Origin of the sequence: Amazonocrinis nigriterrae CENA67, assembly GCF_016056305.1 — a bacterium.
Taxonomy (GTDB): domain Bacteria; phylum Cyanobacteriota; class Cyanobacteriia; order Cyanobacteriales; family Nostocaceae; genus Amazonocrinis; species Amazonocrinis nigriterrae.
In genome coordinates this window covers 37,238-59,058 of record NZ_JAECZC010000005.1, presented here as the reverse complement: position 1 = coordinate 59,058, position 21,821 = coordinate 37,238, and the positions used below count along the sequence as shown (strand labels likewise).

The 21,821-nt window shown below is 41.6% G+C and carries 27 protein-coding genes and 1 pseudogene; 17 read left to right on the top strand and 11 right to left on the bottom strand.

Going from position 1 to position 21,821, the window contains the following annotated elements:
• Window positions 1-676 precede the first annotated feature (676 nt).
• The 4 genes from I8748_RS04745 to I8748_RS04735 form a co-directional block, all read right to left on the bottom strand.
• A complete protein-coding gene (locus tag I8748_RS04745) occupies window positions 677-1,303 on the bottom strand; it encodes a hypothetical protein (RefSeq protein WP_198123511.1) in 627 nt (208 codons plus the stop codon).
• A gap of 197 nt (window positions 1,304-1,500) precedes the next feature.
• Window positions 1,501-2,346: a cell division protein FtsQ/DivIB gene (locus tag I8748_RS04740; protein ID WP_198123510.1), complete on the bottom strand. Its 846-nt coding sequence runs from the start codon at window positions 2,344-2,346 to the stop codon at window positions 1,501-1,503.
• A 404-nt stretch (window positions 2,347-2,750) separates the two neighbouring features.
• Window positions 2,751-2,891 (bottom strand): hypothetical protein, encoded by a 141-nt coding sequence (locus tag I8748_RS34500; RefSeq protein WP_214662422.1) that lies wholly within the window; start codon window positions 2,889-2,891, stop codon window positions 2,751-2,753.
• A 52-nt stretch (window positions 2,892-2,943) separates the two neighbouring features.
• Complete coding sequence (locus I8748_RS04735; protein WP_198123509.1) at window positions 2,944-3,321, bottom strand: hypothetical protein; 378 nt, start codon at window positions 3,319-3,321, stop codon at window positions 2,944-2,946.
• A 551-nt stretch (window positions 3,322-3,872) separates the two neighbouring features.
• On the opposite strand from I8748_RS04735, the gene psbO reads away from it, so the two are divergent.
• The 6 genes from psbO (at window position 3,873) to I8748_RS04705 (ending at window position 11,964) form a co-directional block, all read left to right on the top strand.
• Window positions 3,873-4,706, top strand: a complete 834-nt coding sequence (psbO, locus tag I8748_RS04730; protein ID WP_198123508.1) for a photosystem II manganese-stabilizing polypeptide — start codon at window positions 3,873-3,875, stop codon at window positions 4,704-4,706.
• A gap of 1,348 nt (window positions 4,707-6,054) precedes the next feature.
• Window positions 6,055-6,831, top strand: a complete 777-nt coding sequence (locus tag I8748_RS04725; protein ID WP_198123507.1) for an RNA polymerase sigma factor SigF — start codon at window positions 6,055-6,057, stop codon at window positions 6,829-6,831.
• A gap of 288 nt (window positions 6,832-7,119) precedes the next feature.
• Complete coding sequence (locus tag I8748_RS04720) at window positions 7,120-7,989, top strand: hypothetical protein (RefSeq protein WP_198123506.1); 870 nt, start codon at window positions 7,120-7,122, stop codon at window positions 7,987-7,989.
• 2 nt (window positions 7,990-7,991) lie between these two features.
• Window positions 7,992-8,237, top strand: coding sequence for a hypothetical protein (locus I8748_RS04715; RefSeq protein ID WP_198123505.1), 246 nt, complete (start codon window positions 7,992-7,994; stop codon window positions 8,235-8,237).
• Between the two features lie 234 nt (window positions 8,238-8,471).
• The gene (locus I8748_RS04710; protein WP_198123504.1) at window positions 8,472-11,645 is read left to right on the top strand and encodes a hypothetical protein; all 3,174 of its coding nucleotides are present in this window, start codon (window positions 8,472-8,474) and stop codon (window positions 11,643-11,645) included.
• A gap of 178 nt (window positions 11,646-11,823) precedes the next feature.
• On the top strand, window positions 11,824-11,964 hold the full coding sequence (locus tag I8748_RS04705; RefSeq protein ID WP_198123503.1) for a photosystem I reaction center subunit VIII: 141 nt from the start codon (window positions 11,824-11,826) through the stop codon (window positions 11,962-11,964).
• A 282-nt stretch (window positions 11,965-12,246) separates the two neighbouring features.
• Here I8748_RS04705 and I8748_RS04700 read toward each other — a convergent pair whose 3' ends face one another.
• The 6 genes from I8748_RS04700 to I8748_RS04675 form a co-directional block, all read right to left on the bottom strand.
• The gene (locus I8748_RS04700) at window positions 12,247-12,369 is read right to left on the bottom strand and encodes a photosystem II reaction center protein J (RefSeq protein ID WP_190409178.1); all 123 of its coding nucleotides are present in this window, start codon (window positions 12,367-12,369) and stop codon (window positions 12,247-12,249) included.
• A gap of 67 nt (window positions 12,370-12,436) precedes the next feature.
• Window positions 12,437-12,556 carry a photosystem II reaction center protein L gene (locus I8748_RS04695; RefSeq protein WP_010997988.1) on the bottom strand — a complete coding sequence of 40 codons (120 nt, stop codon included), beginning with the start codon at window positions 12,554-12,556 and terminating at the stop codon, window positions 12,437-12,439.
• A 9-nt stretch (window positions 12,557-12,565) separates the two neighbouring features.
• Window positions 12,566-12,703, bottom strand: a complete 138-nt coding sequence (gene psbF / locus I8748_RS04690) for a cytochrome b559 subunit beta (protein WP_015115279.1) — start codon at window positions 12,701-12,703, stop codon at window positions 12,566-12,568.
• A 9-nt stretch (window positions 12,704-12,712) separates the two neighbouring features.
• Window positions 12,713-12,961, bottom strand: coding sequence for a cytochrome b559 subunit alpha (psbE, locus tag I8748_RS04685; protein ID WP_096559201.1), 249 nt, complete (start codon window positions 12,959-12,961; stop codon window positions 12,713-12,715).
• A 164-nt stretch (window positions 12,962-13,125) separates the two neighbouring features.
• Entirely contained in the window at window positions 13,126-14,145 is a 1,020-nt protein-coding gene (locus I8748_RS04680; RefSeq protein WP_198123502.1) for a photosynthesis system II assembly factor Ycf48, read from the bottom strand.
• A 111-nt stretch (window positions 14,146-14,256) separates the two neighbouring features.
• Complete coding sequence (locus I8748_RS04675; protein WP_198123501.1) at window positions 14,257-14,592, bottom strand: rubredoxin; 336 nt, start codon at window positions 14,590-14,592, stop codon at window positions 14,257-14,259.
• A 195-nt stretch (window positions 14,593-14,787) separates the two neighbouring features.
• On the opposite strand from I8748_RS04675, the gene ndhC reads away from it, so the two are divergent.
• The 9 genes and pseudogenes from ndhC to I8748_RS04635 all read left to right on the top strand — a co-directional run bounded on the left by ndhC (window position 14,788) and on the right by I8748_RS04635 (window position 19,845).
• Window positions 14,788-15,150, top strand: a complete 363-nt coding sequence (ndhC, locus tag I8748_RS04670; protein ID WP_066383733.1) for a photosynthetic/respiratory NAD(P)H-quinone oxidoreductase subunit C — start codon at window positions 14,788-14,790, stop codon at window positions 15,148-15,150.
• On the top strand, window positions 15,141-15,878 hold the full coding sequence (gene ndhK / locus I8748_RS04665) for a photosynthetic/respiratory NAD(P)H-quinone oxidoreductase subunit K (protein WP_096559205.1): 738 nt from the start codon (window positions 15,141-15,143) through the stop codon (window positions 15,876-15,878). The genes ndhC and ndhK overlap by 10 nt, the downstream gene beginning before the upstream one ends.
• The gene (locus I8748_RS04660) at window positions 15,871-16,398 is read left to right on the top strand and encodes an NAD(P)H-quinone oxidoreductase subunit J (RefSeq protein ID WP_198123500.1); all 528 of its coding nucleotides are present in this window, start codon (window positions 15,871-15,873) and stop codon (window positions 16,396-16,398) included. The genes ndhK and I8748_RS04660 overlap by 8 nt, the downstream gene beginning before the upstream one ends.
• Window positions 16,399-16,458: 60 nt before the next feature.
• On the top strand, window positions 16,459-16,620 hold the full coding sequence (locus tag I8748_RS04655) for a hypothetical protein (RefSeq protein ID WP_198123499.1): 162 nt from the start codon (window positions 16,459-16,461) through the stop codon (window positions 16,618-16,620).
• A gap of 158 nt (window positions 16,621-16,778) precedes the next feature.
• Window positions 16,779-17,189, top strand: coding sequence for an ATP-binding protein (locus tag I8748_RS35995; protein ID WP_318781193.1), 411 nt, complete (start codon window positions 16,779-16,781; stop codon window positions 17,187-17,189).
• 26 nt (window positions 17,190-17,215) lie between these two features.
• Window positions 17,216-18,001: a hypothetical protein gene (locus tag I8748_RS35990; RefSeq protein WP_318781192.1), complete on the top strand. Its 786-nt coding sequence runs from the start codon at window positions 17,216-17,218 to the stop codon at window positions 17,999-18,001.
• A gap of 2 nt (window positions 18,002-18,003) precedes the next feature.
• Window positions 18,004-19,500: pseudogene (locus I8748_RS04645) on the top strand (tetratricopeptide repeat protein).
• Window positions 19,476-19,622 carry a hypothetical protein gene (locus I8748_RS04640; protein WP_198123498.1) on the top strand — a complete coding sequence of 49 codons (147 nt, stop codon included), beginning with the start codon at window positions 19,476-19,478 and terminating at the stop codon, window positions 19,620-19,622. Before I8748_RS04645 ends, I8748_RS04640 begins: the two are co-directional and overlap by 25 nt.
• Before the next feature lie 52 nt (window positions 19,623-19,674).
• Window positions 19,675-19,845, top strand: a complete 171-nt coding sequence (locus tag I8748_RS04635) for a hypothetical protein (protein WP_198123497.1) — start codon at window positions 19,675-19,677, stop codon at window positions 19,843-19,845.
• Window positions 19,846-20,078: 233 nt separating this feature from the next.
• On the opposite strand, the gene I8748_RS04630 is transcribed toward I8748_RS04635, so the two are convergent.
• The gene (locus I8748_RS04630; RefSeq protein ID WP_449658018.1) at window positions 20,079-20,588 is read right to left on the bottom strand and encodes a TIGR02652 family protein; all 510 of its coding nucleotides are present in this window, start codon (window positions 20,586-20,588) and stop codon (window positions 20,079-20,081) included.
• A 242-nt stretch (window positions 20,589-20,830) separates the two neighbouring features.
• Here I8748_RS04630 and I8748_RS04625 point away from each other — a divergent pair, with 242 nt between their 5' ends.
• Together I8748_RS04625 and I8748_RS04620 are read left to right on the top strand one after the other, a co-directional pair.
• On the top strand, window positions 20,831-21,352 hold the full coding sequence (locus I8748_RS04625) for a gamma carbonic anhydrase family protein (RefSeq protein ID WP_198123496.1): 522 nt from the start codon (window positions 20,831-20,833) through the stop codon (window positions 21,350-21,352).
• A 201-nt stretch (window positions 21,353-21,553) separates the two neighbouring features.
• Entirely contained in the window at window positions 21,554-21,682 is a 129-nt protein-coding gene (locus I8748_RS04620) for a photosystem II protein Y (RefSeq protein WP_198123495.1), read from the top strand.
• Window positions 21,683-21,821: the final 139 nt, after the last annotated feature.

Here is a 21,821-nt window from a genome sequence, read left to right as displayed (position 1 = left end):
TGAAAGGGTAGATAAACGACTTTTTCAGGTGTTTTTCACCTAAGAGTCAACTATAGTTTGACACTGCCAAAATCTATGGCATTGTTCTTGATTGCGATCGCTACTTCCAACCTTAACAGGATTGTCAGTGCGAAAGTTTGCTATGTGATCAGCCATTAACGCAGCCGCTCCCACAGCTAATTTTAGAGAAGTATACCTACATTTACTTAAAATTGAGCTGTATAACTTCCACAATATATAAATATTTTCACCACTATGCTGCCAATTGCTCGCCAATTTGGCACAGTATAGCTTTGGTATAGGCAATTTCATCCTCCTAATCCTATTAATGATTTAGATTGGTCATTACTTTGACAACTATCAGTGTTAATTTGTTTTTCCTTAGCGATCGCACGCATTTTCTTAAGGTTGTATATTTTGTTATGCTTCAGCAAAATCAAATACTACAAAAACGAGTTTTTCTTTGCCTGATGCTTAATTCTTAGGTCTGGTTTTCTTAAATCAAATATACTGTTACTAACAGTATAAAGCTCAACAGTGCCAAGATTCTAAGCAGATGAAATAACTTGTAAAGGCGCACCCCAAGGCATCTTGTATGCCTTAATCGTATAGTTAATGATAGGTTTAACCATTGGAGATGATTGCAATTTAAGACACAAAATAGTCTTCTACTTACTTATAGTTCAACGTTGAGATCAGGAATACTATGCTTATCAGTTATATAACACCCTGACTGATTTGCTGTTTGGTGTGCCTGAATCAACACTTGTTTGGAATAACAATCTACTCCGTAACAACCTTTACCAGTACAACTGATCAACCAGAAGTGCCAAAAATATTTGGCAACCAAACTTTGGTTGTAGCACAGAGAACTTCGAGATAACTGCTTAGCAGCAATGCTGACAATATTGAGGGCAGAATTTATTATTTCCTTTAGGAAGCTCAGGCAACTGTCTTGAGAAGGATATACAGAGCAAAATTGATCATGGTGATGAAAACTATCTACTCTACAGCACCCCTCTAAGAACTTGGCTTTTGCATTAGTGGGTTTGTCAAACTCTTGAGAGCGATAAACCTCGACTCTGCTTTCAACCATCTTTTGGGCATCTACGTCAGTATTAGCAACTATTAGATGGTTTTTGCTCAAACTGTCTACCCTGGTAAAAGTCACTCCCCCAGTGTCTAAACCAGCGTCCTCAAGTGAGATCAGGCATTTTTCTGTTTTACAAGCTTGGTTCAGTCGAAGATTGAGTGAGCATAATGCATTTTCTACACCAAATGCCATCATTCGATTGTCTAACATGTTGCACCCGTCCACGCTTATGTCAGGGTAACAATTGTAGGCCCTTTAATCTCAAACCATCTTAATTAATTAGAAGTGAACGCCAATTTTTTGAGGTTACTGGAAAAATGAAAATAATCAATAAATATATTTATCTATTGGCATATAACTTTTTAATTGAGTAAAAGTGTTTGATACATTAAACCTGCTGGATGTTTCTATGGGGTTTGGGAGTTGACCTGGGGATTTTTTTGGTTCAAATGTACTAATGGAGATTCGGGATTTTTCAGATCAATATAGTCTATTTGACTGGTATTAATTTTTGTTGGTAAATTTCGCATTTGGGCCAGTACTTTGATTTGTTCCGGTAACTGGGGACTAGGGGCACCAAGATAGACATTTCCTATTTCTGTTTTCAAAATTAAATTAGTTGGGTCTTGGCAATCAATTTCCATGACTTTTACAGAACTTTGGTTTAATGCTGGATAAAGCTGACTCCAGTATTGGCGGTATTGTTCTGGTAATCCAATGATTTTGAGGGTTGGTAATTTGACAGTTGGATTGACTAATTTGTATTTTTCTAAAGGTATCCAGGCCCCAGTTGCATCTATTAAGCCCGCAGACAGTTGTTTTTTGCCACTATCAGTATTGCTTTTTCTGTCACTTTGAGCGATAGCCACAGGAACTCTTTGCTGAATTTCGATGATTAATCCAGGAGGAAAAAGGCGGCGACTGACGGTTGCTTGGGCAATGGTCGGTTGTTGCTTGAGAGAGTTAGCGATCGCACTTGGTTGAATCCGCCATAAAGACTGGGGATAGGAAAAGGTCAGCAACGACTCAATCGCTCCTTGTGAAAGTACTTGATTGCCTGATTTCATCACTATTTGTTTGGGAGCATTCAGCACCCATATCGGTTGGAGTGCCACCCACAGCAAACCACCCGCCAGACCAGTAATGGCAAAGCTTCGCCAAATAGCCTGAACAATCTTCAACTGCCGTTGCCGACGCAATTTCTTACGGCGCTGAGCTAAATCTGTATGTGAAACTGATACTATACCAGCCATTCAAACCCCTTTCTGGTGTCGGTCTTATTCGTTAGTAGGCTAACAGCACTGATTAATTACAGTAAACCCTGTTGGTCTGTTTTAGCCCCTACCTCAAGACTTTTTTATTTTTAGTATTAAATCGAATGTAGCCTTTTTGTCTAGCAGTCAGGGCTTCAACTGCCAAAAAGGCTACAAAATACTATTGACAAATGTTTTGATATTTGAACTTACTTGTAGCAAAACTTTACAGGCGCTATGGTGCAAATCTCAAAGTGCCAAAATGGGGGCTGTCTGGAGTGAATCATGCCAAATTTACCGTCTTTATCAAAGACTAACTGTAAAAAATGTAGCCAATTTTGTACTGGTAGATTCTAAGTCAACAAATAATGATTTTTGACTGGATGTCGAAAAGTTACAAAGTATTAAATTAAGAATACATAGAGCCTATCTATTTTATTCGACCGAAAATCAATACGGCGCAGAGCAAGCGGATTTATCGGTGGGAAGAACATCAAAGATAACGTGGCGATCGCTTGTTGTGTGATGATATCAGCCGCAGGCACTATATTTAAGAGCTAGGAGACACAGAGTTCACAGATGGAAAGAGTTGTGAATTCACAACTCAAAACTTTTTTCTAAGTTCCCAGCTAAATTAGCATCGCTCTCCAGCACATCATCACTGTTTTCCTCGTTTGTAACCTCTGGTGGCAAATTTGCTAAAAAGGCTTGTAGCCTCATGCGCTCGATATAAGGCCAGCCACCCTCAGACTCAATATCTTTCAGTAGGGCGTAAAGTTGCTGGCGATTATCAGGTAAACTTTCTTGAAAAGCACCATCCCGGATCTCTCGGTGTAATTGCTCTAACTGCCGCAGTAAATTTAAAAGAGCTATGGCGTCACCTTGGCAAACCTTAGCTACATCATGCACGGCAGTTGCGATCGTTTGCAGTTGTTCGGACAACTTCTCTAATTCAAAACTCTTATTTTTGTTCACGCTACCCTCTGTATATAAATCAGGTCTACTCAAATTTACCGAAGATTGTTAACTTTCATCTGCTGTCACAGTTTCAGAGCATAATCGGTGGGAGTCAAGAAGATAAAGTTTTTCTTCCCCTTACCCTTGTAATTTTGAACCTGTATCACACAGGTTCAGCCCCTTTTCCCTTTCCCTTACCCTTCTGTTGGCTATGACCTCAAAAAGCGCGTAGTAACGTTTGGGGCAGCCTCTACGCGAGTTAGGTGCGATCGCGACTTATTATTTAAGGTTAGAGTGCTTTGATTTTGAGTTAAAAAAAATCGTATGATCTGGCTGATTTACCCATAAAGCAATTGGGCTGTATGTAGTGGCGACACATACATAATACAGAACGACTACAGCGATGCCGCAAATGCTATCAGCATTCGCAAAGCGCGAAGTGAAACACATTCGCGCTCCTCAAAGCACGCACTTATGTGGCTCTGTATTAGGGCATACTCATTTTCGTACCGAAACCCTACGGTGCAGTTTTACAACTTAGATATTAATTTTTGACATTGAGGTTGACCATGAGGTATCGCGCTTTAATTGTGGCATTCTTGGCTTTGTGCCTGGGGTTAATAACTGCTTGTAGTGATGCCCCTTCTACTAGTAGTAGGGATATACTCACTTACGAACAAATTCGAGGTACAGGCTTGGCTAACAAATGCCCCCAACTGGCAGAAACTAGGCGTGGTTCTATTCCCCTTGACGCTAGCCAGTCCTACGCCATCAAAGAACTCTGCTTGGAACCAACTAATTTCTTTGTGAAAGAAGAACCTACTAATAAACGGCAAACAGCAGAATTCGTGCCTGGCAAACTGTTAACTAGGTATACTTCCACTATTGACCAAGTTCAAGGTGATCTGAAAATTAATCCTGACAATAGTCTGACCTTTGTAGAAACAGATGGTCTTGACTTCCAAGCTATCACCGTGCAACTTCCTGGTGGTGAGCGAGTACCTTTCCTTTTCACCATTAAAAACTTGGTTGCTCAAAGCCAAGCTGGTTCCACCAGTATCAACACTTCCACAGACTTTGAAGGTTCTTTTAAAGTGCCTTCCTATCGTGGTGCTGCTTTCCTAGATCCTAAAGGTCGCGGTGTCGTCTCTGGTTACGATAATGCCGTAGCTCTACCTGCTCAAGCAGATGACGAAGAATTGACTCGTGCTAACGTTAAGCGTGCTGAAATTCTCCAAGGCAAAATTTCTTTGCAAGTAGCCAAAATAGATAGCGCTAGTGGCGAAATTGCTGGCACTTTCATTAGTGAACAGCCATCTGATACCGATTTAGGTGCAGGCGAACCTAAGGAAGTTAAGATTCAAGGTCTGTTTTACGCTCGGGTTGAACCAAATCGTGGCTAAATCCTCTTGAGTACGGCAATTTGCTACTACTCAGGAATAAAATTGTGAGCCATCAGGCCTCATCCCCAGAGTTAATCCCTTTGCCCCCAAAAAAGGGGGCAAGAAATTGTAACTTCAAATTAGACCAAGATGGCAATAGACTGAATGACATCAAAGGGCTTTTCGCCCTTTTTTTATTGCTAGGGTTAAACAGACCTATAGCTATTTGCAATTGATAATATCTTTTACATAAGAATTACATATCTAATTGTGATAACTGATAACTGATGACAGCTGTCAGTCATCCTGACTTTTCACGGTATGTGGAAAAGGAGCGAGGGTGTGGGGTGTGGGCTGAGTGGGTGTAGTAAGGCTTTCTTCTTTTCCCTACACCCTACACCCTATCCCCTACCCCCTGCCTTGACGGGGATTTTAGGATTTCCCGTCAAAAGTCAGGTCAGTCATCAACCAACGGCCTTCTCCAAAAGGAGTACACGAGTAATTATGCAATTTATAGCAGTCGAAGCATAATTGAGGGCAGTGCTGATTGCTCAAAGGCATAAGCAAATTGCACTCAGCACTTTGCTTATGGATGTGCTGAGTGCTTATCAAACCCATTTTTCTATTGGATTAATTTAGCCTTGCCACGCCAGTAAGCTAACGCACCATCCCAGATTTTCGGTGCGTTAGGACGTTCTATTCACAACACAGTCTACTCAGGTCAGGCAAGAATTATGAGACTTGTGTGTACATGGTAGAAAGGCAATTGATGAATTGCCTCTACAATTAGCCCGTACTTCACTCACATGAAAACTGCTATATGTTGAAAATAGGGAATATTGAGAATAAATAAGACAATATAAAGAAAAGTAAATATTTTTAATAGTTATTAGTTGTAGTTACTACTGTTTATTCCTTCAATAGCAACCTGAATAGTTATATTGATTTGCGTTTAGTTACTTAGTTATTTTAAAGATTATATAAATATTATTTTTTATCTCTAGTAACTTTACGGATCAACTAACTCTTGATACTCTATCAAATTTTTGATAAGCAAACTTTGTGATTTATTAACCAAATTAAGTACAATCGCGGTTTGAAATTTAACAAATAATTTTATACTTTATTCCTATGCAGCTTTCAAAAGCTACAAACAATACAAAATTTCAATAAAAAACAAAATAACCATGTTTTTTAGGAAAATTTTGACTAATTGTCAGCCTCTTAGTAAATTTTGATCAAAGAGATTATCTACACCTAGAAAATCATAGGTTTGTAGCATGATATTTACTTTCTTTAATATCACGCAATCTTAGCTAGGTTTAAAAGCGAAGAATTTACTTGTTATTTGCTAAATAAATGCGCTGCTATGCCTACCACAGCAACCAATGAACTAAAGCATGAAATTTGGCAGTTGTTGCGAGAATATCAGCAATCTCGCTCAGAGACTGTTCGGAATCAACTAGTAAAACTCAATTTTGGATTAGTGAGAAAAGAAGCTCACTACTGGATGAATCAATGCCGTGAAAGCTATGATGATTTGCTCCAGGTTGGTTGTTTGGGTTTAATTCGTGCTATTGAAAGATTTGAAATTTCTAAAGGACATGCTTTTAGTTCTTTTGCCATGCCCTACATCCGTGGTGAAATTCAACACTACCTGCGAGATAAAGGTGTCACAGTACGAATTCCTCGCCGCTATTTGGCACTGCAACAGCAGGCAATAGGGGTTTCACGTTCTTTGCGTGCAAAATACAATCGCCAGCCTACTGACTCGGAATTAGCAGCAGCGCTCTTGATTTCCACAGATGAATGGCAAGAAATCAAATTAGCATGGATCAATCGCGCTCCTTTAAGCTTAGATGTCCCCGTTCAGGATGGTGAAGAGGGGGCTACCAGCTTGGGAGAATTGGTTCCAGATCCCCATTACCGCAGTTTTCAATTAGCCCAAGAAGACCAAATTCGTCTACAGCAAGCATTGATTCAACTAGAAAAGCGAACCCGTGAAGTGTTGGAATGTGTGTTTTTGCAAGATTTAACACAAAAACAGGTAGCAGAACACTTAGGCATTAGTGTAGTCACGGTTTCCCGCAGAGTCAAGAAAGGACTGGACTTGTTGAAAAATCTCATGGGTGCAACGGAGGATTAAGCACGTGACTTTTCCACATACCGTGAAAAGTCAGAGGGTGTGGCGTGTAGTAAGACTTTCTTCAGTTCCCACAAGAACCACACCCTATGCCCTACTCCCAGTCTTGATCAGGGTTTCAGTACTTCCTGTGAAAAGTTAGATTAAGCACAAGCCATTTGAAACCGCATTTTTTCTGAGGCAGCAGTGCTAAAAATAACCCTTGAAATCCCAAAAGTTAGGTTATAAAGGAAACAGTCTTCGCCCAGAACACAAATAAGCAAATTTTCTTATGGCTTTTGAGAACGGCTAATGAGCAGAAAATCAAAAATTGCAGTTGCAACTATTTTAATTTTGGCGATCGCTGGATGTGCTTCAGAAGAAACACCACAAGCAATCAATCCTGTCCCGCCTCCACCAGCAGTCACAAAGTCGCCACCAAAGACTCAATCTTTAGTAGCAAAGCCACCATCCAAGACTCAATCATTTAATGACCCCTTGGTAGCTAATGCTAAGAAGGCTCCCACAGGTAACTCCGCAAGTACTAACTTAATTCAACTAACCAATCCCACAGAACGGGCAATTTTAGTCACAAAAGGTCGCATAGACCCGTTTGCCCAAATTATCGGGCAGACAGTTCCTCAAATGCCCACAAATACAGTTGTCAAACAAGTGCCGAAGTTGCCTCCCCTACCGACTGTATTCAAGACGGCACGAAAACTACCAACACCCAATACAGTTGTGGCTAAGAACACAACGGTAAAAACTCAAAAACTAAAACCAAATCCTGTTTTAGCTCAAGTCTTACCCAAGGTTTTGCCACAGGTTGTCCCCAATCCTACTTTGGTATCCGTACTACCACCACCAGCACAACCTGAAACAGCAAGAGCAGCGTTTGTCAGTGGTGTAGTTCTAATTGGTAAAGAACCCCAAGCTATTATCAAAATGCCGAATGAACAAACGAGTCGCTATGTACAGACAGGACAGCGATTGGCAAACGGTGTGTTGATTAAACGTATTGAAATGAATCAGGGTTCCAATCCGATCGTAATTCTGGAACAATACGGTATTGAAGTTGCGAAAATGGTAGGAGAAGCACCTGCTGGTTCAACACCGTCAGGTACAACTCCTGTATCGGTAACAACACCTCCCCCAAATTCTGTTATTGTTGGAGCTTCATAAAGATGGAGACTAAGGAAAAAATTGAATTTGCTGGTTTACCCTTAGCAGTCTATCGAGAGATAGTAGCCCATTTGCGTCAAGTCGAAGGGGTAAAAGCGGATTTGATTCCCCAGTCATCCCAAAAATTTGATTACAATCAAAGCCAAATTGGTGGCTTGTGGATCTCTTTACCACCAAACTCTAGTTCAGAAAAAAAGCAACGCGTTCAACAAATTTTGGCTTTTTATCAAAATCGCTATGGTGTTTAAACGCTTGATTTACAATCAAGTTTTTAACTGTATCTATTTGCGTTGACTGATAACTGTCATCAGTCATCAGTCATCGGTCAACAACTTTCTCCTGACCTTGTTTATCCAAGTTATGGTAGTATCTGAATCAAAAAATTACATTTGGTGATGCAATTACAGATTGCTGAGGTAAACTTGCAAGCAAGGTAATGCAAAATATTACTCAGCTGCTTTTTGGTCTGGGCACCACTCACAATGGAACACTGGCAATTTCTGATTCAGAAACAGGGCGATCGCTCTTGGCATGTCCTGGAGTCGCCAAACTTAGAAATTTTTGAAGGTCGGTATCGAGTTTTGGCTCGTTCTAACCTTCCCTATACAGATGTGGAAGTGCGGGTGATTCACTCTTCAACTGAGGAAGTTCCACCAAAACGGCGAATTCAAAAGCGATCGCGACGCACTAATTCAGAAGGATTAATGGCGGTAATTCCCTTCACTCATCTCAAGCCAGGAATTTGGGAGTTACGATGCTCTGGCGACTTGATGTCGGACATTTTTGGCAAGTCCTGGCAATACAGCTTTAATCTGCAAGTTTTGTCTCAACAAGCTGATGTGCCTGTAGTGAGGAAGTTAGGGTTAGAGGAGAGTGTAGAATCTAACTCACTAGATCACTCAGATTCTATTTCTAATAAGAACTTGATATCTGCTGCTGTAGCAACACAACTAGTTACCATACAAAGCAACGCTGATACTAGTAATTTACCAACTGAAGAACAGCAAGAGGCAGTTATTGATCAACCTGTTAGCCCAGTTTGGAGCAAAACAGAACTAGTTACCGTACAAAGCAGCACTGAGACCACTGTACCAACTGACGAACAGCAAGAGGCAATTATTGATCAGCCTGTTAGCCCAGTTTGGAGCAAAACAGAACTAGTTACCATACAAAGCAATGCTGATAGCAGTAATTTACCAACTGACGACGAACAACAAGAAGCTGTTATTGATCAGCCTGTTAGCCCAGTTTGGAGTAAAACAGAACTAGTTACCATACAAAGCAGCATTGAGACCACTGTACTAATTAACGAACAGCAAGAAACTGTTATTGATTATCCCATTAGCCCAGCCTGGATCAAAGGGGAAACGACAGAGCAGATTTTACAAAATTTAATAGATTTAGCTTTACCAATCTCTGAACCATTGCTGGAGGATGAAAAGGCTGAGGATTCTTTTGTCATACAATCACCACCTCCACTTGTACTGACCTTAGATCAAGAAAATTATATTGCTCGTTGGGGGCAAGCACTCACCATTAATGGGCGCGTGGAGCTACAAGAAAAAACTGATTTGGAGAGTCCATCATATGCAGAAAGTCTTCATAGACTGGAACTACGAATTGAACTCCGTTCACCCCTGAAATCAGGAATATTGACTCAAGTACGGCAACCTTTACCAGATCAGTTGCTACCCTTGACGATCAACTCCTCAATTGATATTCCTGCTGATTGTGAATCGAAGTTAATTTTGGCAGACATCAATTTGTGGGGCGCACTGGTCGATGGTGCTGAAGTAATACTGTTAGCTAGCCAATCTTTCACAATTACAGCTGATGTCACAGAATTATTGGCAATCACAGCGTTAGAAAAATCTAGTCAACCAGACTTACTAGATGACTCTAGCGGATCACCGATTGTCGATGCTGAAGAGCCAGAAACATCTATTAGTCTTGATTTAGAACTTTTCAATCTGGTCAAAACCGCAAAAACAAACCAGTCTCAGTTTAGCGATTCATTGCCAAACAAGCCCCTAACATTGCCAACCAACCCAGCAGTTCTAAAACCAGCAGGTGTTCGGGTATCTAAACTCAATAAATCAGGAGATTCGCGATCGCCACAGTTGCCGAAGTTGCCTACAAGCGAAATTACCAAAGCCAAGTCTCTGGACTCGCCGCTGAGTGCCTATATAACTAATTCTAAAGTTAAAAATACTGAAGTCACAAAATCTCATTTACAGTCAGAGTCTGTAACAAATAAACACATCACCCCCGTAGCCCCCATTAACTTAGAGCAGCTTGTTATTAAACCTCATCGATCGCATTTACTCAACACTTTTCCATATTTGAAACCTCTTAAGGCCTTGGCTGACAACCCAAAAGTAGAAAATAATACATTAAGTTCATCAGATGGGTTGGAATCTCAGACTACTGAAGACTCACCGCAGATAGACACGACAGTAGATGAGTATGTAAATACATTTGAATTAATACTCAGTGATGGACAATCACAAGATGACACTGTACCAGAAGTCACAGTAGAATCACTGACTTTGGAATTAATAGATGACACTAAACCAGAAGTCGCCCTAGCACCACCGACTTTGGAATTAATAGATGACACTAAACCAGAAGTCGCCCTAGCACCACCGACTTTGGAAGTTACCCCATCTCCCTTAATCAGGAAGTGGATGCAAAGCCAAGGATATTCCCTACCTGAATCCATCTATTTGCAACGCCAAGGCAAAGCTACTGATGTTGTAGAACATCAAACTCCGCCTGACAAACAGGCTGCTGTTGATGTGAATTTGCTATTAAACCTGAATCCAGAAACGGAAATGGAGACAGATTTGAATGCGGTAGAAGCAGAGGAGATAAGTTTACAAGGACGTGCGGACACTTCAGACTATACGGAAACAGACAGCAGTTCCGACGAGGAAAACCAAGCCAAAGAAACTGCGGTGCTGGGGGAGAGTTTAGTTGATGGCGACTCTGGATTAGGCGATCGCATCGTTGAAGAAGCAGTTATTGAAGAGTATACGAAGCAAGATACTGAGGAATTTTCACTTCCTGTGTCTTCTTCCTCCTTGTCAATGCTTCCACCACCACCACCACCTGCTCCTCATATAAAAACACCAGCTTGGTTAGCACAAGAAATTGTTGTAGATGATACAGAAAGTGAATTTCAGGTGGACGCGCCTGAGAGCTATCTGACTGAAGAAAAGGAGCAACCAGAGGAACCAATATCAGATTTATCTGGTTCGCTACCTCTGAGTGCAGCAATCATTGAGCCTTTGCCAATTCCGCAACTACATGTCCCCGACAGTGAGCTAATTGCAGGTGAATCTGTCAGAGTACGCGTAGAACTACCTGAGATTTCCTCACAAGTTGCAATCAAGTTATGGATTGAGGATTGTCAAACTCGTGGGTTATTAGACGGCCCCCATTTACTGAAAGATTTGTTACCTAACCCTTCGGGAGGTTGGGAAGCAATGACTCAATTAAAAATTCCCTTTGGCTGTTTAGAGATTCGCCTCGAAGCGATCGCTTTAGACATGGCTACCCAACAAGAAAGCCACAAAGTCACAACAGTGCGGACTGTGATTCCTCCAGATTTGCCCAATTTGCAGCTAGATGAATTACTGGATATGGATCTTTGATGAGGGGATAAGGGGGATGAGGGGGATGAGGGAGATAATTCCCAATACCCAATCCCCAATCCCCAATACCCAATCCCCAATATCATCTGTGTTAAAAATCTTTAGAATTTAAAAAATTTCGCATGATTTGCAGTAAGCTCATCTTGAATTGTAGTGTGATTTAACAGGAATCTTTTCTATGGCCACTTCATTTTTGCCTTCTATCTTGGCATATAGTTCATTCTTGCCTTCTATCTTCGTTCCCATAATTGGTTGGGTAGTGCCAATTGCGACATTTGCGTTTTTGTTGGTATACATTGAAAGCGACAATATCGCCTAATGTAGTCATTAGTTATTAGTCAGTGGTCAGTGGCAAAAAACAACTGACAACTGACCCTTCGGGTGACACTCGCAAGCTCGCTACCGCTTTGCTAACGTCAGTTGCTCATGGGGGACTCGGGGCCCCCACGACCGAAGGGAGTAGCCACTGGGTTGGGGAGCCACTGACTAATGACAAATAATTAATACCGCCTATCTCATAGAGACAGGCGGTTTTTTAATGTCGATTTTTAAACAAGTGCTAGGAAATCCAAACTAAATAATGTTTGGTTTAGCCTAATTATTACATCGAAGAACCGATTCCAGCGTAAGCACCATAGAAGAAAATGCCTACAACAGTAATTACACCTAACCCTGCGATCGTAGCGACAACCCACAGGGGAATTCTCCCACTTCCAGCAGACACAGCTTTTCTCCTCCCTTAACAACAAATCAACACAGATGAAATAGACAAAGATTGACAACAGTTCCAGTTAGTTAAAGAAGTAACTGGAAAATAGAATTCCTAGAACAAAAACCAGTAATAGTCCCAGGTACAGAGAAGTCCGGTTGAGTTCGACCGGTTGATTATTGGGATTGGGCGTTCTTTCCATGAGTTCCTCCTAGCGTTGAATAAACTGCATTGCGGCGATCGCGCCCAAGAAGAATACAGTTGGCACACCTAAAGTGTGAACTGCAAGCCATCTAACCGTAAAAATTGGATAGGTAACTGGTTGATTGATGTTATTTCCGCTAGTCATGATTTCAAACTACTTTCCAATAAATTCTTCAACTTGCTTTTTAGCTTCAAAACGGTTCTTCACAATTGGCAGTTCTTGCCGTACTTGTGTGTAGTACTCGTTGGGACGGGGTGTGCCGAAAACATCATATGCCAGTCCGGTGCTGACAAATAACCAACCAGCAATAAATAATGCTGGAATGGTGATGCTGTGAATTACCCAGTAACGAACGCTGGTAATAATGTCCGAAAACGGACGTTCTCCAGTGCTACCTGACATTTAGATCCCTACCTTCACAAAGATTGTTATTGAGTTTATTATCCTACAAAGTTAAGAAAGAGTTACAAGTTGCAACGTCCTTCTCAGAAATCAGTACTGGGTATTGGGGATTAGGTATTGGGTATTTAGAAAATCTTTCTCTAGTCCCCAGTCCCCAGTCCCCATTAAGCTGCTTCTGGTTGCGAAGCTTGTTCAGATTTTGGTAGGTATTTCAGTAATACACCGTGATCACCGATGATAAAACCGCGATCGCTTTCCAAAAACACGATTTTGTACAAATTCGCTGCTACTTCTTCAACAGCACGGTCTTTTTCCCAAGTTTTACCGCCGTCGGGACTCCGCAGCAAATTCCCACTACCGCCACCTATCCAAAGTTCGTCAGGCGTGCGATATGCCAAATCCAGTAAACCCCAGCTTGTAGACAACTCTGGACTTTGTGCCTCTTGCCACTCATCAGGTTTATTGGGGTCGCTAAACTGAATTTGACCTCCCCGTGCTAATAACCACAGCTGCCCATTTTGCGAGAAGCCCATATTTTCTAGACGGCGGGAACTATTGCGGTTGTGAGGTACCCAAGCATTTTGTCCTGGTTCCCAAGTTGAGTAGAAGCTACCTTTAGAGGATACAGCAACATATTTACCATCAGCAGAACGGTTTAAGTTACGCACCACACCAACTGCTGCTTCTACTTGGGCTTTCCAGTTTTTACCGCCATCTGTGGTTTTATAAATTGCTCCCACATCTGTGGCCATCTCAGCTGTATTTTCAGCTAGTGCTTTGATAGCGATCGGACTACCGGGTAACTTTTCGCTCAAGGGAATACGCGACCAAGAACGACCTTCATCAGTAGTATGTAGCAGCAACGAAGGTTCTCCCACAATCCAGCCTTCTTTGCCAGCAAAACTGACTGCATCAAAGCGAGTCTTTGGTTCATCCAATGTCAGTGATATCGGTTTCCAGGTATCACCACCGTCATTTGTTTCTAAAAGCGTGGCATTGCTACCAACTAAGAAGCCATGCTGAGGATTATCGGTAAAACCAATATCCAGCAACTTGGCATCTGTTGGCACAGAAATGACTTTCCAAGGATTGTAGCTAACGGAAGGAACTTTGCTACAACTTATACACATGAAGACTACTATCAACAAGGCAAGTATTCTTTGCCAACCTTTCACAATACCCATTGAATGCATCAGTATTTCTTAGTTGTTTCTAAACTTGTGTAATGGTTCCCTAGATTTTTAACTTCAAGGGTAGAGGAAATCCCCTAAAAGAGGTAAAAAAGATAACGGGTCTTATTGTAAACCGTAAAGACTGATAAAAAACAAGAAGGCAAGAGCCAAAGCACCAAAAATTAGGAGATTCTTTTGAGCTGGCGTGAGCTTGTTAACACCTAAACCATAACCGAGGTTTTCTTTAAAACCCGAAGCTGTACCCGCAGGCCCAATGTTGGTGAAAGCGGTCTTCTTGGCAGTACAAACTGGACAGCGCCAATTTACAGGGAGTTCTGCAAAAGCTGTTCCAGGGGCAATGTCATGGCTATCATCTCCCTTCTCAGGTTCATAAACATAACCGCAGGCGCGACACTCGTAGCGGTCTAACACCGGAGTCTCAACAGCTTGTTCGCTCATGGCTAAAGTCTCCCAGAGGGGAATTATTAAATATACGTTAAAAATTATGACATAACTGTTAGACTTTTCTATCACAGGTAAAAACGAATCAAATACCTAAAATGCTTCTGTTTCCCAGATTTCAGAAAAATCAAAAAGATATAATGTAAAAGAAAGTAACAGCCTTATTTACACCATAAGCGGTAGATATTCATTGTGTTTGTCCTCAGCGGTTACGAGTATTTTCTAGGCTTCCTAATCATCTGTAGCCTAGTGCCTGCCCTAGCGCTTTCAGCGTCCAAGCTCCTGCGACCCACTGGCAACAGCCTGGAACGTCGCACCACCTATGAATCTGGCATGGAACCAATTGGGGGAGCCTGGATTCAGTTCAACATCCGCTACTATATGTTTGCGCTGGTCTTTGTCGTCTTTGACGTGGAGACTGTGTTTTTGTATCCTTGGGCGGTTGCTTTCCATCGTTTGGGGCTATTGGCATTCATTGAAGCCTTAATTTTTATTGCAATTCTTGTAGTCGCCCTAGTTTATGCATGGCGTAAAGGAGCTTTGGAATGGTCTTGAATTCTAATTTAACAACCCAGGACAAAGAGCGCATCATCAACCCCATTGAGCGTCCTACAGTCACTCAAGACCTTTCAGAAAATGTGATTCTGACTACGGTTGATGACCTCTACAACTGGGCGAGGCTTTCAAGTTTGTGGCCGTTGCTGTTTGGTACGGCTTGCTGTTTTATTGAATTTGCCGCTTTAATTGGTTCTCGGTTTGACTTTGACCGTTTCGGGCTAATTCCCCGTTCTAGCCCCCGCCAAGCTGATTTAATTATCACAGCTGGCACAATTACCATGAAGATGGCACCGCAATTAGTGCGTCTTTATGAACAAATGCCCGAACCGAAGTATGTAATTGCGATGGGAGCTTGTACCATTACAGGTGGCATGTTCAGCGTGGATTCTCCTACGGCTGTACGTGGAGTTGACAAACTGATACCTGTGGATGTGTACTTACCTGGTTGTCCTCCCCGTCCAGAAGCAATCATTGACGCAATTATTAAGCTGCGGAAGAAGATAGCTAATGATTCGATGCAAGAACGCGGTCAAATTAAGCAAACTCACCGTTTTTACAGCACGACTCATAACCTCAAGCCCACAGAGCAAATTTTAACTGGTAAGTATTTGCAGTCAGACACTCGCTTTACACCGCCGAAGGAACTAGCAGAAGCAATTGGTTTACCAGTACCACCTGCGTTGCTGACAGCACAGAAACAAAAGGAGGAACAAAACCGTGGCTGAAGAAGAATCTAAACCAGTACCAGCAGCCCAAGAATCTTTGGTCAAAGCTGGTGTAGTTTCCCAGTGGTTGACGGAAAACGGTTTTGACCACGAGTTTTTGGAACCTGATAAAAACGGGGTAGAGATAATTAAAGTGGAGGCAGATTTCTTGCTTCCCATCGCTACAGCCCTGTATGCTTACGGGTTTAATTATCTCCAGTTTCAAGGTGGTATTGACCTCGGCCCAGGACAGGATTTAGTTAGCGTTTATCACTTGATTAAAGTCGGTGATAATGTTGATAAACCTGAAGAAGTGCGGGTAAAGGTGTTTTTACCTCGTGAAAATCCGAGAGTTCCTTCAGTGTACTGGATATGGAAGACCGCGGATTGGCAAGAGCGCGAGTCTTACGACATGTACGGCATTATCTACGAAGGACACCCCAATTTGAAGCGAATTTTAATGCCGGAAGATTGGGTGGGTTGGCCTTTGCGGAAGGATTACGTTTCGCCTGATTTCTACGAGTTGCAAGACGCTTATTAAAAAGTGCTGAGTGCTGAGTTTCAGCATTGATTAACCCCTTTCCATCGGCGGAGAGGGGTAATGTTTTTTAGGGTTATGATGGAAGAAGATAATATTTTCTTTTTAATAGCAATTCTCCATGAAGATGCACTTAATATTAAAAAACGAACCGTCAAGAACGCCAAGAACGCCAAGGAAGAGAGAAATAACCATTTAGTGCAAGTGTATAGAGAATTGGTATAAACAGAGACGCATAGAGATGGAGTGAAGATTTTTGAGTTGGGGCTAGACAGGCAGTAATATAAATAGGCAGTAAAAATATTATTTTGTCAGAGCCTATGTCTAACGAATGACAAGAGTCTTTTAAGCAAGCGTATTCTAACCTCGAATTATTACCACTTTTGGAAAAGAAAGAAACTGAGAATTTTAGAGTAGATTATGGTAATGATTCTATAGAGAAGTTAATTCAATATATTGAATACAGTCCTAATGGTGATGCGAAGATTGTATTTACTGGACATCGGGGCTGCGGTAAATCGTCTTTATTAGCTGAGTTAAGTAGACAAATTGAAGATAATTATTTTGTAGTTTTCTTTTCTATTGCTGACAGTATTGAAATGTCGGCTGTTAATCATATCAATATTTTGTTTGCGATCGCTCTTAATTTAATGTCTGAGGCGGAAGCACGCAGAGTAGAAATTCCTAATACTACTAAAGAGCAAATCTATGGGTGGTTTGCAACTCGCACTCGGACTACAGAGGCGGAGTTAGGAGGTGGGCTTGAAGCTGGTTTTGATTTCTCAAATCTCTGAAAGTTCAATTAAAAGCTGATGCAAAAGTGAGAGAAGAAATTGAACAGCAATTTGAACGTAAAATATCGGACTTAGTTGCCCGCATTAATGAAATTGCAGCATTGATTCAATTTACTACTAAAAAAGATACTCTAGTCATTATTGATGACTTAGATAAATTAGACTTGGCAACAGTCAATGAAATTTATGGTAACAATATTAAATCTCTCTTTTTACCTAATATTCGGATTATTTATACTGTCCCTATTGCAGTGATGTGTAACAGTTTTATTTGGGAAAATATTAAGTCAGAAACCAAAAACCAAACTGAGGTAATGTCTGTTATCAAAATTTTTAATCAGGGTGATAATCGTTTGCCCGATGCCAAGCCTCGGAGTGAAGCAACAAATATTTTATGTGAAATTTTACAAAAACGAATTTCTAGTGAATTAATAGACAAGTCTGCCGCAGAGAAGATTGTTGTCTACAGTGGTGGAGTGCTGCGGGAGTTGATTCGTCTGGCTAATATATGTTGTCTAATTTGTTTGAGACTCATCAGGCGGAAACCAGGAGAAAGAATTGTGATTGATGACCAAGTTATAGAACAAGCAATTAAGGAAATGCGTAATGACCTATCCCTGCGTTTAGGAAAAGAAGATTTTCAAATTTTGAAAATTACTTATGATAATTTTGAGCCTGATGACGTACAGCAGCCAGAGTTTTTAGAATTACTACATGGTTTGCGTATCTTGGAATATCGTAATGATGTAACTTCGTATGATGTTCACCCCATTCTTGTAGAAACTTTGAGACGCAGGGGGTTGATTAATTAATAATGAATGAACACTTACTGACAGATGATGAAAATAGAGAAGCTTATGATTATTTAACTATTTCCATTGAAGCTAAAGCAAATCGATTAAACTTACTAATAGCAGTTTGTGATGATGCTAGTTTTCGTGATGAAATTATTGCTCAGTATGAATCAGAATTACAGCCAGAAATTCGTTGCTATCGGGTGACATTGGCAAGGGATGAGCCGAGTTTAACGGCTGCTATTTCTCAATTGGTAAAAAGTGAAGAATATTTGCAGCAACGTAACCCAGCAGTAATTACTGTGACTGGTGCAGAACAGCTTTTTTTCCTCAAACTGGGGAAGGAACGTTCAGAACAAGAGGTTTTTTTCGGTTACTTGCAGTGGACTAGGGAAGCATTAAGGGCATTTCCTTTTGCCATTGTCTTGTGGGTGACTAATCAAATATTAGTTGAGTTAATTCAAAAAGCACCTGATTTTTGGAGTTGGCGCAATGGTGTTTTTCGGTTTGCGTCTAGGAAGAAAAACACTATTTCTGGTAGAGAATTAGAACCGATTCGTTTTGCTTTCAGTGGCAATGAGTTTTCAGGCTTGGATGATGATAATCCTTATTTATTGCCAATAGAAGATTTGCAAAGATTCATTGAGGATGCAGAACAGCGAGGTGTAAAAGATTCAGCTTTAGCGACTTTGTACTTTAGCTTAGGAGTTATTTATAGAAAAAGACTTGAGGGGGGTGAGTTTCAAGATTATAGAAAAGAGCAAGAATTGGCAATTGAGTATTTAAGCAAGGCTGTGGAACTGCAACAACAATTAGGTTTAGAGAAAGACTTAGCCAACAGCCTTAGTAACCTCGCGTTCCTCTACCGTTCCCAAGGCAGATACAGCGAAGCTGAGGCTTTGTACATCCAAGCTTTGGCACTTAAGCGCAAGCTGCTGGGAGAATCACACCCAGGTATCGCCACTAGCCTCAACAACTTAGCGTCACTCTACCATTCCCAAGGCAGATACAGCGAAGCTGAACCCTTGTTCATCAAAGCTTTGGCACTGTGGCGCAAGCTGCTGGGAGAGGAACATCCATCTGTCGCCTCTAGCCTCAACAACCTAGCGGCACTCTACGATTCCCAAGGCAGATACAGCGAAGCTGAGGCTTTGTACATCCAAGCTTTGGCACTCAGGCGGAAGCTACTGGGAGAGGAACACCCAAATGTCGCCTCTAGCCTCAACAACCTAGCGGCACTCTACGATTCCCAAGGCAGATACAGCGAAGCTGAGGCTTTGTACATCCAAGCTTTGGCACTCAGGCGGAAGCTGCTGGGAGAAGAACACCCACATGTCGCCATTAGCCTCAACAACTTAGCGGGACTCTACTCTTCCCAAGACAGATACAGCGAAGCTGAGGCTTTGTACATCTAAGCTTTAGATATTTTAGAGCGACGTTTGGGAGTAAATCATCCCAAAACTGTTACTTGTCGTAAAAATTTAGCAGATTTGTGCGATCGCCTGACCTCACAATAGCAAAAAGCCCAGCCAGTAACCTAACACCGCAGCAAGAAACAGCAATTTATCAGTTCGCCTTAGTACATATCATTATCAAATTGTCAAGCGCGATCGCTCAAACACCAACTTTCAAGTTTTAATCTCAAAGTTCCGAGTTCTGAAGTCAAATGATGGTGTTCTGAACTCGAAGTTTTGTGTTCTGAAGTCAAACGATGGTGTTCTGAACTCGAAGTTTTGTGTTCTGAAGTCAAACGATGGTGTTCTGAAGGCGATCGCTTGACTTTTGAACTCGGAGTTTTGCGTTCTGAGGTGGAATGGTGGAGTTGTGAAGGCGATCACTTCACCTTTGAAGCTCAAACTTGATACTCTCAGCTTGAACAATGCTAAAAAGTATTTGCTGAGTTTGTCAATCAAATTCTGAAACTTCAAACTAGAGACTTTGCTTAAACTGAACTTGGTTTTAGGAGAGCGATCGCTATTTTTGATAAACTTTCAATATTCAATAAACTCAAACCCCTCTTCACGTCGGTGAAGAGGGGTAATGTTTTTGAGTGTAGAGTAAGAACTTTTAACTTTACCGCTTATAACTACTAACTCTACTCAAATAACCTGAAATAAGGGTAGCGCACAGGAACACCTGGCTCTTTCTCCAAATCAAAATTAATCACTTCCCAGGAAGGATCTTCTGAAGAGTCGGGGCTAAATTCTACTGGTAAGCCATAAAGACGCGCAGATGCAGCCTCTGGTTGTCCAGAACGCCAAGGTGTGCTGCGTTCTAAATAGCCACTCATCAATTCCTGATAGCGTCTAGCAATAATTACTCTTGTTGCTCGGTAGCCCTGAGTATATAACTTGTCTAGCGCTTCGTGAATTTCAAAGCGAATGCCATCAGGATGAGTATGTTGTCTATACCATTCATTATTCCACCTCCGCCAATGGCGTCCAGACTGGAGATGGATTAATTCTCCATTTTTGGGATTAGCTTCAAAAGCGCCATGACGCGGACACAGATAAGTATCAGTTAATGTCAGTGCCGGAATAGTCTGGCGACAGTGGGGGCACTGAATTTCGGGGCCAAATATGGGGTACTGCAAGCCTGGATTCATCATGAAGTGCGTACAAACATAGTTTCGTATTCACCAGCACCAGTGGGTTGGATTTTACACTTCGGCTCTACTACTTTGGGCAACTTGTTTACCGCAGCAAAGACAAAAATTTGCCGGATAAACAAATTTCGTTAGTATCTTCCTCAGTGTAGAGGGTTGACACCATGATATTCTGGTTGTGCAACCAGCCTCAAAGGTTGGAGTTTCTCCAGTGTTCCTGGGTACCATATTCATATTCTATCGTGTCTACTGCTTCTTACTGGCCGTCTCCTGATTTTTCTCAAGCAGCCTTTGTTGCAGCCAATGCTGTTGTTATCGGTTCGGTAAACATAGCCGCAGGGGCAAGCATTTGGTATGCAGCCGTGGTGAGGGCTGATGTGGAACGCATTGACATTGGCGAATGTACAAATATTCAAGATGGAGCAATTCTACATGGTGACCCAGGTTTACCAACAATCTTAGAAGATCATGTCACTGTAGGGCATCGCGCTGTGGTACATTCCGCCCATATTGAACGTGGCAGTTTGATTGGTATTGGCGCGGTAATTTTAGATGGGGTACGAGTCGGTGCTGGTAGCATTATTGGCGCCGGCGCAGTGGTGACTAAGGATGTACCGCCCTTATCTCTTGTAGTTGGAATTCCCGGAAAAGTGTTACGTAAATTAACAGACACCGAAGCCGCAGAACTGATTGAACACGCTGAACGTTACAAAAAGTTAGCTTTGGTTCATGCTGGTAAGGGGAGTGATATTGGCTTTGGTTAGTGGGGAGATGAGGGAGATGAGGGAGATGAGGAAGATGGGGAGAATCACAACTGACAACTGACAACTGACAACTGACAATTGACCCTTACTTTAAAGATTCTTTACATAGAGATCTGGAAAAAATGCCCAGTTCAGCTAAAAATAAAAAATGAGAACTGTTGACAAAACTTTAATTTCTACTTAAAAGAGGGGTTCTAGATCATGGATGGTATTGATTTTCGTGTAGTAATCGTTTTAGCACCAGTAATTATTGCTGCTAGCTGGGCTGCGTTTAATATTGGCGCTGCTGCTTTAAGACAAATTCAAGGCTTTTTGAATAGAGAAGCTTAAATCTCAGTTAAAATCACCGATATTTAGCCGGCTGTTTCTCTGTTTATCAGGCAGTCGGTTTTATTTTTAATAGTCAGTTGTCAGTGGTCAGTTGTTAGTGGTTTTATACCCCTCTACTCCCTCATCTTCCCATCTCCCC

What these genes read in the sequence shown, in the direction of transcription:
- I8748_RS04680 (WP_198123502.1), bottom strand. Translation starts at nt 14,145, where the DNA reads ATGGGTATTGTGAAAGGTTGGCAAAGAATACTTGCCTTGTTGATAGTA.
- I8748_RS04715 (WP_198123505.1), top strand. Translation starts at nt 7,992, where the DNA reads ATGGAGACTAAGGAAAAAATTGAATTTGCTGGTTTACCCTTAGCAGTC.
- I8748_RS04705 (WP_198123503.1), top strand. Translation starts at nt 11,824, where the DNA reads ATGGCCACTTCATTTTTGCCTTCTATCTTGGCATATAGTTCATTCTTG.
- I8748_RS04695 (WP_010997988.1), bottom strand. Translation starts at nt 12,556, where the DNA reads ATGGAAAGAACGCCCAATCCCAATAATCAACCGGTCGAACTCAACCGG.
- I8748_RS04620 (WP_198123495.1), top strand. Translation starts at nt 21,554, where the DNA reads ATGGATGGTATTGATTTTCGTGTAGTAATCGTTTTAGCACCAGTAATT.
- I8748_RS04740 (WP_198123510.1), bottom strand. Translation starts at nt 2,346, where the DNA reads ATGGCTGGTATAGTATCAGTTTCACATACAGATTTAGCTCAGCGCCGT.
- I8748_RS04675 (WP_198123501.1), bottom strand. Translation starts at nt 14,592, where the DNA reads ATGAGCGAACAAGCTGTTGAGACTCCGGTGTTAGACCGCTACGAGTGT.
- I8748_RS04725 (WP_198123507.1), top strand. Translation starts at nt 6,055, where the DNA reads ATGCCTACCACAGCAACCAATGAACTAAAGCATGAAATTTGGCAGTTG.
- I8748_RS04655 (WP_198123499.1), top strand. Translation starts at nt 16,459, where the DNA reads ATGTTTTTTAGGGTTATGATGGAAGAAGATAATATTTTCTTTTTAATA.
- I8748_RS04630 (WP_449658018.1), bottom strand. Translation starts at nt 20,588, where the DNA reads ATGAATCCAGGCTTGCAGTACCCCATATTTGGCCCCGAAATTCAGTGC.
- I8748_RS04710 (WP_198123504.1), top strand. Translation starts at nt 8,472, where the DNA reads ATGGAACACTGGCAATTTCTGATTCAGAAACAGGGCGATCGCTCTTGG.
- psbF (WP_015115279.1), bottom strand. Translation starts at nt 12,703, where the DNA reads ATGACTAGCGGAAATAACATCAATCAACCAGTTACCTATCCAATTTTT.
- I8748_RS04745 (WP_198123511.1), bottom strand. Translation starts at nt 1,303, where the DNA reads ATGTTAGACAATCGAATGATGGCATTTGGTGTAGAAAATGCATTATGC.
- psbO (WP_198123508.1), top strand. Translation starts at nt 3,873, where the DNA reads ATGAGGTATCGCGCTTTAATTGTGGCATTCTTGGCTTTGTGCCTGGGG.
- ndhK (WP_096559205.1), top strand. Translation starts at nt 15,141, where the DNA reads ATGGTCTTGAATTCTAATTTAACAACCCAGGACAAAGAGCGCATCATC.
- psbE (WP_096559201.1), bottom strand. Translation starts at nt 12,961, where the DNA reads ATGTCAGGTAGCACTGGAGAACGTCCGTTTTCGGACATTATTACCAGC.
- I8748_RS04720 (WP_198123506.1), top strand. Translation starts at nt 7,120, where the DNA reads ATGAGCAGAAAATCAAAAATTGCAGTTGCAACTATTTTAATTTTGGCG.